We start from the raw sequence: 11,947 nt of genomic DNA on the forward strand, positions 1-11,947 counted from the left end.
CGTCGGGAGGCGAGAGATGTTCCAGGGCACCATCCCGGGCCCCATGCGCTCCATCGTGCGCGAGACCGCCAGCGGCTGGCCGACCGGCCCGGTGTACGTCCCGTGCTGCGGCAACTTCACCATCGAGCGCAGTGTGGCCGGCATGGGCTTCGCCCTGCACTCCTCCGACGTGTCCATCTACACCAGCGCGGTCGGCCGGTGGCTCACCCGGCAACCGGTCGGCATCCAGCTCCGCGAGGAGAGTCGAGACGAACTCCGCTGGCTCGCGGACTCCTTGGACGACGGCGTCGGCACTGTCGCCACGCTCATGCTCGGCACGCGGTTCCTCGCCAGCGTCGGCCGCGAGGGGCTATGGCACGAACGGGTCGTCCGTTCCTACCGGGAGCAGTGGAAGGCCAAGCACGCGGAGACGGTCGAGCGGCTGTCCGGCTCGGACATCGAACTCGCCTCGTACGAGGTGGAGGACGTGCGCTCCTGGCTCCAGAAGGTTCCCCGCGACGCCCCGGTGTGCTCCTTCCCTCCCTTCTACGGCGGCGGCTACGAGAAGCTGTACGAGCCGCTGGAAACCCACTTCACCTGGGACGCGCCCGAGTACGAGCCGCTGTCCGACGACGACGTGGTCAGCGTGCTCGGCGCGATCACGGACCGGCCGTACTGGCTGACGGCCTCCAATCACGACGTGCCCGAGCTGCACCCCTACCTGCGCGGCGTGATCAAGGCGACACCGCGCGCCGCTCCCTTCTACGTGTACGCCAGTCAGGCCCGGACGAGGATCGTCGCCCCACGCCAGCCCATCGAGCCGGTGAAGGTCCCCCGCCTGCGCGAGGGTGACGAACTGGTCGGTCCGCTGCGGCTGTCGTTGCTGAAGCCCGGCCAGTTCAACGCGCTGCGCTCCCGGTACCTCAACCCGAAGATCGCGCCGGGGGCGGCGAACCTGGCCGTCGCGGTGAAGGACGGCGACGGACGGCTCCTGGGCGTGTTCGCGATGGTGCCGAGCACGTTCACGCCGGACGAGGCGTACGTGCTCTCGGACTTCGCGGTCGCGCCGACCGACTACCCGCGGCTGTCGAAGCTGATCGTGCTCGCGGCCACCAGCGCCGAGGCGCAGTTGCTGTGTCAGCGGGCGTTCTCGCGGCGGATCCGGCGGGTGGCGACGACGGCGTTCAGCAACAACCCGGTGTCGATGAAGTACCGCGGGCTGCTGCGGCTGCACAAGCGCAGCCCATCGAACGAGGACGGCTGGAAGTTCCAGCTCCAGTACCAGGGGGCCATGGGCCAGCACACGCTGGCCGAGGCCCTTCAGATGTGGGCGAAGCGGTGGGGTGCCCCGACGACGAAGACGGGAGTCTGACCATGGAGGAGACCACGCGCCTCGCCCCGCCGCAGATGGTGCAGGGCGACCCGCGCACGCTGACGCTGCTCGACGTCAACGCGCGGTTCCTGCCGCACGAGCAGTTCCGGCAGCTCGTGGCGAACATCGAGCGTGACGGCTGCCTGACCTCGACGCCGCTGGTGTGGAACGACCGTGACACGGGGCGGCTGGTCGTCCTGTCCGGCAACCACCGCACGCTCGCCGCGATCGAGGCCGGCCTGTCGCAGATCTGGTGGATGCAGATAGACGAGCCGCTGCCCCGCCAGCGGCAGATCGCTCTCCAGCTCTCGCACAACGCCATCGCAGGCCAGGACGATCCGGCGATCCTCAAGGAGCTGTACGACGAGCTGGAGTCGGTGGAGTGGCGGCAGTACACGGGCCTGGACGACAAGGTTCTGGACCTGCTGGAGAAGGTGGACGTTGCCTCCCTGGGCGAGGCGAACCTCGACTTCGCTAGCGTGCAGTTCATGTTCCTGCCCGATGAGCTGGAGCGGGCCGAGGCCGCGTTCGACGCGGCCCGGTCGACGGCGACGGCGGATCGGCGTTGGGTGGCCGGGCTGGAGCAGTATGAGCCGGTGCTCGATGCGCTGGAGACCTCCCGAGCCGCGTACAAGATCGGCAACAGCGCGACGGCGCTCGGCGTGATCCTCGCTGTGTTCGAGCGGCACTTGGGCGAGCTGGCCGAGGGCTGGTTCGACACGGACTCCGGGGAGGCAACCCGGGCGGGAACGGCGCCGCTGGAGACGGTGTTCGGCGTTCGGGACGTGCCGGTGGAGACGGCCGCCGTCGTGCGGGCGTCCATCGACCGGATGGTGCAGGACGGCACCGTGCCGGCCGACGAGCCGTGGCGGGCGCTGGAAGTCCTGGCCGCACAGAGCAACTAGTCGGCCGTCGGCCAGGAGGTGAGCGGTGGCCGAGGGCACCGTGGAGTCCTGGGAGCGGCAGAGCGGGGAGTCGGTCCAGGCGTTCGAGGCGTTCACCCTGTACCGCGATCTCGGCCCGGCGCGGAGTGTCACGAAGGCAGCACGGGAGTTGGATAAGTCTCGGTCTCTGCTGGGCCGGTGGTCACGGCAGTTCGCGTGGGTGATGCGGGCTGCGGCTTACGACCGGGAGCAGGACCGGCTGTTCCTTGCAGAGCAGGCGCAGGCGCGGCGGGACATCGCCCGCAGGCACGCGAAGTTGGCGCAGGCCGTCCAGAGCAAGGCGGTTGCACGGCTCCAGACGCTCGACCCGCGGGAGCTGTCGCCGTCGGAGCTGCTGCGCTACATCCAGGTCGCGGCGGAGATCGAGCGCCGGGCCGTGGGTGAGGCCCCGGCGGCCGGGGCGGTCGAGGACCGGGACCAGGGCGTGGACGTGGCCTCCTTGTCGGACGAGGAGCGCCGGGCTCGGATGGATCAGCTCCGCCGGGAGCTGGAGCGCCGGTTGTCGGAGGGCGCGCAGTGAGCCGCGGCCGGGCCAAGCGGCGGATGGTCGAGGGGTTCGCGGACCCGTCGGTGATGAGCGACGAGCAGCTGAAGGCCGAGGTCGCGGCGCTGGTACGGGCCGATGAGCTGTCGGCGCGCCGGTGGGCGTGCGAGGTTCCGAACTGTGACGGGCTGCCCCACGCGGGGTGGCTGCATCACCATGCCCGTGCGGCGCAGCGTCAGCCGCTGTGGCTGTGGACGGTGTGGATGCTGCTCACCGGCCGTGGCTGGGGCAAGTCGCGGACGGCGGCGGAGACGGTTAGGGAGTGGGCGCAGACGCCGGGATTGCAGATAGCGGTGGTGGCGAAGAACGCGACGCTCGTGCGGGATATCTGCTTCGAGTCACCGAAGTCGGGGCTGCTGTCGGTGTTCCCGCCGGAGGAGGTGGCCAAGTACAACTCGTCGCTCGGTGAGACGACGCTGCGCCTGGTGAACGGCACGCTGATCCGGGGGTTCGGTGCGGAGACGCCGGACAACCTGCGCGGCTGGGCGTTCGACAAAGCGTGGTGCGACGAGTACGCGGCCTGGTCACGGCACACCGCGCAAGAGGTCTACGACATGCTGTGGTTCTGCCTGCGTGAGGCGGATACCCCGCAGGTCGTCATCTCCACGACGCCGAAACCGCTCCCTCACGTCAAGCGGCTCGTCGAGCGCGGCCGGGAGCAGGAGAAGGCGCATCAGGAGGGTGGGGCGCCGCCGCGGGTGGTGTTGACGCGCGGGCACATGCGGGAGAACGACGCGAACCTGTCGGCGGCGGCGCGCGAGGAGCTGGAGGAGGAGTACGCCGGCACCCGGCTGGGCCGTCAGGAGCTGTCCGGGGAGCTGCTCGAGGACGTGGAGGGCGCGCTGTGGAAGGGCTGGATGCTGGAGGTCGAGGGCTTCCGGCCCCGGCCCGAGCATCTGCCGGACCTCCAGCGCGTGGTGGTGTCCGTGGATCCGGCCACGAAGTCGCACGAGAACGCGGACATGACGGCGTTCACGGTGGCGGGGCGCGGGTTCCCGGTGGAGACGATGTTCGGGGACGACCGGCCCCGCGGGTATCTGCTGCACTGCGAGCAGGACCGGTACACGCCGACGCAGGCGATGAAGCGGGCCGCCGCGCTGTACCACGAGCACCGGGCGGACTGCGTGGTCATCGAGGCGAACAACGGCGGCGACTACCTGCCCGCTCTGCTGGAGCAGGTGGACCCGACGGTGAACTGGCGGATCGTTCACGCAACGCGCGGGAAGCGGGCGCGGGCGGCGTCGGCTGCGCAGCTGTACGAGCAGGCCAGGGTGTCGCATGTCGGTCCGGCACGGCGGTTCGCGGAGCTGGAGGAACAGATGACGACGTTCGTCGGCCAGGGAGAGACGGAGGATTCACCCGACCTGATGGACTCGGCGGTGTGGGCGCTGTGGGACCTGTTCCTGGATCCGACGATGCCGCCCCCGCGCGCCAGCGATGATCAGCGGCTAAGTGGCCGTCGATAGACCGGCTCTGCGGCGAACCTTTGATGGTCATCAGACAAGTCGCTTCAGAAATACGACCATGCCAATGCCGACAAGTGCGGCAAGGACGGCGCCTATAAATTTTCGTGACACCCGCAACCTCGGCAGGGGGGCATTGTTGAAGCGACTGTTCTCCCAGCGTCTCTCTTCGCTCTCCATCGTCTGATGTGCGATGTTGCGAAGCGTTCTCAACTGCCTGCTGCGATTGGGGAACAGAGCGTATGCGATCATCAGTGCTACGGCCCATACGTTAATGAGGATCATGACTCCGTAGATAGGGGCAAGGATCCAGAAAAGCTGCTCATTGACGTTTTCCCTGTAGGCAATATGGGCCGTATATCCCGTGAACGTGACGACCAATGCAATGTGGGCCAGGAACGTCAAAAGAGTAAGGACGGCGAATGTCCATAGTCGGCTTTTCAAGCCGGAAAATAGGCCCTGATGTAGGCTGATATAGCCGGGGACTAGGACGTCGTTGTGCCAGTCCTTGTCCGGTGATAGCTGCTTTTCTAGGTGCATCAGGTAACTCTGGCGAAGCCTTGAAGCGGCATACTGGAAGGTGATGTATCCGCTCAGGATGAGCAAAGGAAAGGGCGCGGCCATAAGGATCTCAGGTTGCAGCTTTGCCTGCCTATTCCTGTCGGCTAGGTATGCGCCACCAGCCGCAATGTAGGCAAGGGTGCCCGTACTTACAGCGATGATCAACGCTGCCGTGTTCTGTTCATCGCGGCGTTCCGAATCGTAAATGGCGCGGATTCCAGCCTTGTTGCTCGGATCCCCGCCTTCCAGTGGATTGACCGCGGTGTCTGTCTCATGTGTCACATTGGTCCGGGGTGGCGTTCTTCCTTTTCGTGAAATTGATTTCACCTCCTTTGGCGGTCTTCACGCAAGTCACCGGCGGGCGGACGTACAAGAGAGACAACGAGGTCTCGGCGCGACTTCCCTCGAAGCGGCACGCCTCGATCCTTGCTGTCGACGGGAGTAACTGCCACCAGAAGTACGCTCTTCGAGCGACAGTCCGGACCCTCAGACGCGGGGCCGTTGGTGGCGTCCGTGCGCCTGGGCGGAGGCGGGCTCCGCACCTAGATGGGCGGATTGCTTGCACCTACGAGAACTCCGGGTCACTAACTGATTGGAGGTCAGCGTTTGCGGGCTGACCCTCATTGCGCTAGCGACGCGTTAAAGATGGAGACACTAGGCTGGGCAACGGCGCGGGGCCGATCTACATGGAGTGGACGTGGGCCTGCGCCAATTCGTGATCGACGCCTGGTCGTGGCTGAACTACAAGCCGGTGATGGCCGACGCTGGCCGTCCGGGCAGCCGCGCGTTCCCAGAGCTGGCCAAATCGTGGGTGCCACCGCACGAGCTTCGGCGGTTGGCCGCGTACAAGGTGCTGGCGTCGTACGACAACAACCAGGCCGGGCAGCTCGCGGCGGCCGGGGGCGACGCGAGTGCGCTGGAGCGGCGGGAGCTGGGCGACGCGGCGAACCTGGTGGACACCGCGCTCGGCTACCTCCTCGGTTCGGAGCAGAAGGTCACGGTCGAGGGCGCCGAGCACGCCGATGCGAGGACGTCGACGCCCGGTGCGGCGGAGGCCGCCGCCGTTCAGGACCGGCTCAGGAAGTGGGCGGACAAGGAGCTGCTGACCTTCCGGGTCCAGCAGGCCGAGCGAGCTGCGGTGCTGCTCGGCGACAGTGTGATGGTGCTGGCATGGAACCCGGAGAAGCAGCGGCCGACGCTGCGGGTCTACGATCCGGGCTTCTTCTTCCCGCAGTGGGACGACGAGGACGAGGACTTCCCCAGCCGGGTGCATCTGGCGTGGGAGCTGCCGGCGGACGACGACGCCGGGTTGAAGGCCAGGGTGCGTCGGGTGACGTACGAGCTGGGTCCGATCTCCGAGAACGGCGAGCCCGGCGAGGAAGGTGCTTCGACTGGTCGGCGGCAGTACCCGTGGGAGCCGGGTCGGACGTCCACCGTGACGTGCTACCTCACTGACGCGGAGTGGCTGCTGGAGGACCTGAAGAACGGCGAGACCCTGGACCGGCTGCCGATGGACAAGGCGAGCTTCCGGGTGCGGCCGGATGGCACGGAGCTGAACCGGCTGGATCTGATGATCGACTTCGTGCCGGTGGTGCACATCGCGAACACGATCCCCGACGGCGGGGAGCACTGGGGGCGCTCGATTCTGGCGCGGGTTCTGCAGGCGCTCGATGAGCTCGCGGCCACGGACTCGGACAGCTCGGCGGCCTCCGCGACGACGGGCACGCCGATCATCGGACTCGCGGGTGCGCGGCTGCCGGTCGATCGGGCCACGGGCAAGCCGCAGGAGCTTCAGGTGAAGGCCGGTGCGGTGTGGCAGCTCGGCGAAACCGGGCGGATGGATGCCCTGGACACGTCGCCGCAGCTGGCCGAACTGCGGGCGCGGGTGGATCACCTGCTGGAGCGGATCGCGGCGAACAGCCGCGTGACGGCAGCCGGGCTCGGGACGCTGGAGGCCACGGAGGTGCCGTCGGGGTACGCGCTGAAGCTGGCTCTGGGGCCTCTGGATGCTCTGATCGGCATGATGCGGCTCGCCCGTGAACATAAGTACCGGCTGCTGTTCAAGATGGTGCAGCGGCTGTACCAGGCCGGGCGTGCGGAGGGCTGGGCTGCTGGGGAGACGCTGCCAGCGCGGCTGGCGTGGGCGCCGCACACGCCGACGGACCGGGGCGCGGTGCTGGAGGAGGTCGTCAAGGCGTACGGGGCGGGGGTGCTGTCGCTGGAGACGGCGGTGGCGATGCTGCTGGAGGCCGGGTACCCGATCAAGGACGCCTCGCAGGAGGTGGAGCGGATCCGGGCTAAGGCGGAGCAGGAGGCCGCGGTGCGGATGGCGGAGGCCGCTGCTCGGCGCGAGCGCGACGAGGATGACGGCGACCAGGAGGAGGACGACGGGTCGGGGTCGGCCGGGGTGAGGAAGCCGGTGGGGAAGGTGAGCGAGCGGGAGCCGGTGGAGGCGGGCCGGTGACGCGGCCTCGGGGTGGTGCCTTCCTTGTTCGACGCCATCCTGGGGCAGTCGGACAGGGCTCGTGGCCGTGTCGGTGCAGGTGGCTACACTGGCTGTCAGCGCGGGGGCGCGCTCTGGAGGAGATGTATGGTCCGGCCCCTGCCGCCTCGCCGTCGTGTCGGCCACCGCCGTGACGGGCGGCCGATCTACCCGATTCTTGGTGCCTCGTCGGAGGACGAGACGAACGACCAGCTCGACGACGCCACGGACAGCGGCGGCCAGGAGCAGCAGATCACGGTCACCCAGGACCGGTTGGGCAAGATGCTTACCCGCGAGAAGGCACAGGGCGAACGGGCCGCGATCAAACGGCTGTTGTCCACGCTCGGGTTCGACTCCCCGAAGGCACTTACCGAGTTCGTGACCGCGCAGCGCGAGGCAGAGCAGGCCGCGCTGTCGGAGGTGGAGCGTCGGGAGCAGGCGGCTGCCGAGCGGGAGTTGCAGGCTGCACGCCGGGAGGAGCTGGCCGCCGAGCGGGAGAGGGCGGCGCTTCGCCGGGCCGCGCTGGTGGCGCTCGGTGCGGAGGGTGACGACTTGGTGGACGCGGAGCGTCTGCTGGCCGTGGATGAGGAGGACGCGGACGAGGCGCAGATCCAGTCGGCGGCCGAGGCCCTGCGGGCACGTCGCCCTGAGTTGTTCGGCGGGGTCCGCGCGCTTGTGCCGGCCGCCCCCGCGGGCGCACCGGCCGGTCGCGGCCCGATCCGTACGGCCCCGGTGTCCAGGCCCGGTTCGGCTGGGTTGGAGATGGCCAAGCGCCGTGGCCTGATCCCGGAGTTCAGCGACTCCGGAGCCCGATAATCCGGCCCAGACCTTGGGGGACCACGCCCCCTGAACTTCGTGGACGGCATCGCCTCCGTGGGCGGTGTGCGGAATCTGACCGCAGCGTCCATGGAGACACGCACATGACCATCCAGCCCGTCTCGAAGTCCGAGTACACCACCGCCAACCGCGAGTGGCTGGCGTCCCTGCACGGCACCGACTCCGTCGACACGATCACCCTCGACCTGAACCTGTTCTGCGAGGGCACGCACTACGTGTGCGGCGACGGCTGCGACCCGTATGGCCGGGTGCTGTCCGGTGTGCCGGTCGGCAGGGTCGCTGAGTCCGGCCTGTATGGCCCGTACGACCCGGAGGCGCACTGCGGCCGCCAGATCCTGCGCGGCTTCCTGATCGCCGAGGCCCCGTTCGCGCCGGGCCAGACCCGTGTTCCGGCCGCACTGCTGTGGCACGGCGCGGTGAAGGCATCGAAGGTGCCGGGCGGCATCGACGTGTCCCAGCTCGTGTGGCACCCGCGTGCCGCGCAGATCCGCTTTGTGTGAGCGGGGGCCAGCTGTGACGATTCAGGACCTGCTCAAGGACGTCTCGGTCATGGACCTGACGGCGTTCGCCAGGGCGATCCCGTCCCCGAAGGACTTCCTCCTCACTCAGACGATCTTCCCGACCGTGGAGATGCGGGAGGTGAAGTGGCGTACGAAGGACTCGGGCCGGTACGTCAACGTCGCCAAGTACCGGGCGTTCAACGCCTCGGTGCCGTTCGCAACCCGTGAGGCATGGCAGACGTCCCGCGAGGGCGCGCTGCCCGCGCTGGGCCAGAAGCTCGTCGTCTCCGAGCAGGAACAGATCCTGCTGGAGGCGTCGCACGGCTCGGATCAGGACCGGCTGATCGAACTGCTGTACGACGACGTGGAACGGCACGTCGAGGCCATCCGGTCCCGGCTGGAGTTGGCCGCCGGCGACGTACTCGCGGACGGCCGGTTCACGCTGGAGCAGGAGAACGGCCTGACGCTGGAGGTGGACTGGAACGTCCCCGCCGAGAACATGCCGGTCGCCCGGACACCGTGGTCGGAGCCGGCCTCCGACCCGATCGCGGACGAGCTGCGGTGGATCCAGCACCTGGACGACATCGGCGCGCCGGAGCCGGAGCTGGTGATCACCTCCCGGAAGGCGTTCAGCTACCTGGCGGCGAACAATGCCTACCGGGCGGCCTACTACGGGTCCGTGAGCCCGTCGACCACGCCGACGGCGACGCTCACTCCGCAGCAGATCAACGTGGTGCGCGGCAACTACAGCCTGCCGCCGATCCAGTTCTACAAGGCCCAGGTGCGGGTGGACGGCAAGCCCCGCAAGGTGCTGCCCGAGGACCTGTGGATTCTCGTGCCGCCGGAGCGGGAGAAGTGGGCGCAGACCATGTACGGGGTGACCGCGGAAGCCCTGGTGCTGTCGCGCGGGTCGAACCCCGAGATCATCCGCGAGGATGCTCCCGGCCTGATCATCACCCGAGGTGTCCAGGATGACCCCGTGCAGATCTGGACCAAGGGCGCCGCGGTCGGGATGCCCGTCATGCACACCCCGGACGCGCACATCGTGGCGAAGGTCCTGTGATGGCGGGCCGGGGGCGGCTGAAGGCCGCGGTCTACGTACAGGACCCGACCACGCGGGAGGAGTTGATCCTGCTGCCGGGAGACTACCCGGAGCCGGGGGTGGCCGCGCTGATCACCAACCCGGACGCGTGGGAGGAACCGCCGGACGACTGCGACGAGCCGGAAGAGACTGTCGTGGTGGAGAAGTTCGGGCCGTCCGGGAACAAGGACGGCGGCCAGGAGGAGACGGCTGGCACGGGCGGGGCGAGGAAGTCCCCGTCAAGGCGGGGCGCGGGTCGTTCCGCGTCCTCGTCGTCGTGACCATCTGGAGGCGCGGCCCGCCACCGGGAACAGCCCGGCGGCGGGCCGCACCGCGTGGAGGGAGTAGCGGGTGGACGAGTTCCAGCGGTCATGGCTGCTGGCGCAGATCGGGCCGGACACCGACCCGGCCGACCTGGAGCGCCGGTTCTTCCGACTGCGCTCGGTGCGCGCAGTTGCGCTGGAGGTGCTGGGCGAGCGGCGAGCGAAGCTCCTCGCGGACCCGCTGAAGGTCACCGTGGACGGGGTGGTGACCATGGACCTCCAGGAGAACTTGCGAGGGATCGAGCGGCATATCGAAGTTGTACGGCAGGTGCCTGCGCCAGAGGACGAAGACGAAGCGAGCGAAACTCTGGCAGTGGCTAGGCTCGTGCCGACCCGCTGCTACAGATAGCGCGCGGCTCTGGGGCCACGCCGGCGAGACACTGCAGCACTTCGTCTGTGCCTTGAGACCGCCCGAAGGCCGCGGGGGCAGGTGCCCCCGCGGCGTGTCTCACGGTTCTACGGCCAAGGCCAGTGGCCCCAACTCGCCGCCCCGAGTACCAGGGACGCAACTGCTGCACCCGTCACAATCGCGGGCGAGATGTACACCGCGAAGACGGTGCGGCCGCCGATCAGCAGTTGTACGTTGGCGCGCCGTACATGGGCGGACGTCGACGATGGAGGCTCCGGGCCCCAGGCGTCATCCGCGGGGCCATCCCCGGGTGACTGCCGGCTGGAGCCTGTGCCATGGTGTGTACTCACCAGTTGTCCTTTCGCATGAGCAAGGCCGCCGTCTCCCTGGCCGCCAAACCTGAAGAAGACGGTGGCACGCGACACTCGGTCCCCCCGGGTTCGAGAGGACACAAAAGGGCCCCACCAGACCTAGGCATGGTGGGGCCCTCATTGATGACGCGACCGTATCGGAGGGGCCAGGAGCGAGGCAAGTTGACCCTGCGACTCGTGCCCTGGCGTCAATGGCCAGATGTCCACGGGGAGTTGTGCTGGTACTCCGCATGCACAGGTCAGTGCCACGCGGTGCCCACACCAGCACCCCCGATAACGTCGCCAACGGTGTTGAGGGTGATCAGGCGCTCGCGCTCGCCTGCTTGCGGCGTCGAAGGAGGGCCAGCACGGCGATTGCAGCGAAGGTCATCCACGCCTTGCCGAGAATCTGGCCGGGCAGGTACTCGAAGGAACCGAAGGCCAACTTGAGGAAGAGGAGGCTGTCCGCGAGCAGGCCGACGGCGTTCGAGGCGAGCATCGCGATCAGCAGGCCGCGCTTCCGGAGGGGCTCGTAGACGACGAAGTCCATTGTCTCGGCCACCGCGAAGGCGGCAGCTGAGGCGCCAGCCAGCGCCGGGTCAGCAAGGAAGTACGACAGGATGGTGCCGACGGCTATGGCCGCGAGAACAGCACCACGGCCAGCGGACTCACGGGCGAGGTCCCGAAGTACCAAGGCGAGACCCACCATGTAGACCCCGGCAGGGGCGATGTAGCCGAAGCCGACGGGGACGGCTCCGAAGTGGGTGACGGCAAGGTTCGCGGCAGGGATGGTGGCGACGTAGGCGACGAGGGTCGCGATACCGGCAGGGGCGGGGACGTTCACGGTCTTCTTTCTGTTTCGGTGATGTGGCGGTTTGCGCCGATACCACGCCGTGGACGGACAGCGAGGCGAACGCCCAGACAGTACAACCCAGGCCACTGACATCGGCACGGCTCGCGGCCTTGGAGACTCTGTCTGGGATTGAGTGCACTGCCGACGGCATATGCAGATCAGGGCACCATGAGTCGGCTACATCCGGGCGCACCAGAGAGCGCATCTCGACCATGCACTCGCAGGTCAGGCGGAGGTCGTTCCCCAGCGGTCTCGCGGCGGTCGTTGCTGTGCCCGGCTCGCTGCGATGACGGTGTCACATCTGAGCAA

General features: G+C 68.4%; 12 protein-coding genes. 10 read left to right on the forward strand and 2 right to left on the reverse strand.

Going from position 1 to position 11,947, the window contains the following annotated elements; genetic code table 11:
• Positions 1 to 16: 16 nt before the first annotated feature.
• The 4 genes from CD790_RS15070 to CD790_RS15085 are packed head-to-tail and all read left to right on the forward strand — an operon-like array spanning position 17 to position 4,305.
• Positions 17 to 1,351, forward strand: a complete 1,335-nt coding sequence (locus CD790_RS15070; protein WP_144383703.1) for a hypothetical protein — start codon at positions 17 to 19, stop codon at positions 1,349 to 1,351.
• A gap of 2 nt (positions 1,352 to 1,353) precedes the next feature.
• Positions 1,354 to 2,256, forward strand: coding sequence for a ParB N-terminal domain-containing protein (locus CD790_RS15075; protein ID WP_144383704.1), 903 nt, complete (start codon positions 1,354 to 1,356; stop codon positions 2,254 to 2,256).
• 25 nt (positions 2,257 to 2,281) lie between these two features.
• Positions 2,282 to 2,815: a hypothetical protein gene (locus CD790_RS15080; protein ID WP_144383705.1), complete on the forward strand. Its 534-nt coding sequence runs from the start codon at positions 2,282 to 2,284 to the stop codon at positions 2,813 to 2,815.
• Positions 2,812 to 4,305 (forward strand): terminase large subunit domain-containing protein, encoded by a 1,494-nt coding sequence (locus CD790_RS15085; RefSeq protein ID WP_144383706.1) that lies wholly within the window; start codon positions 2,812 to 2,814, stop codon positions 4,303 to 4,305. Before CD790_RS15080 ends, CD790_RS15085 begins: the two co-directional genes overlap by 4 nt.
• A gap of 30 nt (positions 4,306 to 4,335) precedes the next feature.
• Here the strand turns inward: CD790_RS15085 and CD790_RS15090 are convergent, their stop codons facing one another.
• Positions 4,336 to 5,145, reverse strand: coding sequence for a hypothetical protein (locus CD790_RS15090; RefSeq protein ID WP_144383707.1), 810 nt, complete (start codon positions 5,143 to 5,145; stop codon positions 4,336 to 4,338).
• A 415-nt stretch (positions 5,146 to 5,560) separates the two neighbouring features.
• Here CD790_RS15090 and CD790_RS15095 point away from each other — a divergent pair, with 415 nt between their 5' ends.
• From CD790_RS15095 to CD790_RS15120, 6 genes are all read left to right on the forward strand, one after another.
• On the forward strand, positions 5,561 to 7,327 hold the full coding sequence (locus CD790_RS15095) for a hypothetical protein (protein ID WP_144383708.1): 1,767 nt from the start codon (positions 5,561 to 5,563) through the stop codon (positions 7,325 to 7,327).
• A 126-nt stretch (positions 7,328 to 7,453) separates the two neighbouring features.
• Positions 7,454 to 8,161, forward strand: coding sequence for a hypothetical protein (locus tag CD790_RS15100; RefSeq protein ID WP_144383709.1), 708 nt, complete (start codon positions 7,454 to 7,456; stop codon positions 8,159 to 8,161).
• Positions 8,162 to 8,265: 104 nt separating this feature from the next.
• Positions 8,266 to 8,682, forward strand: coding sequence for a head decoration protein (locus CD790_RS15105; protein ID WP_144383710.1), 417 nt, complete (start codon positions 8,266 to 8,268; stop codon positions 8,680 to 8,682).
• A gap of 13 nt (positions 8,683 to 8,695) precedes the next feature.
• Positions 8,696 to 9,745: a major capsid protein gene (locus tag CD790_RS15110; RefSeq protein ID WP_144383711.1), complete on the forward strand. Its 1,050-nt coding sequence runs from the start codon at positions 8,696 to 8,698 to the stop codon at positions 9,743 to 9,745.
• Positions 9,745 to 10,044 (forward strand): hypothetical protein, encoded by a 300-nt coding sequence (locus CD790_RS15115; protein ID WP_055550311.1) that lies wholly within the window; start codon positions 9,745 to 9,747, stop codon positions 10,042 to 10,044. The genes CD790_RS15110 and CD790_RS15115 overlap by 1 nt, the downstream gene beginning before the upstream one ends.
• A 70-nt stretch (positions 10,045 to 10,114) precedes the next feature.
• On the forward strand, positions 10,115 to 10,435 hold the full coding sequence (locus tag CD790_RS15120) for a hypothetical protein (RefSeq protein ID WP_055550313.1): 321 nt from the start codon (positions 10,115 to 10,117) through the stop codon (positions 10,433 to 10,435).
• Between the two features lie 672 nt (positions 10,436 to 11,107).
• Here the strand turns inward: CD790_RS15120 and CD790_RS15125 are convergent.
• Entirely contained in the window at positions 11,108 to 11,629 is a 522-nt protein-coding gene (locus CD790_RS15125; protein ID WP_144383712.1) for a VUT family protein, read from the reverse strand.
• Positions 11,630 to 11,947: the final 318 nt, after the last annotated feature.

It is taken from the genome of Streptomyces sp. SAJ15 (assembly GCF_007595705.1).
Taxonomy (GTDB): Bacteria; Actinomycetota; Actinomycetes; order Streptomycetales; family Streptomycetaceae; genus Streptomyces.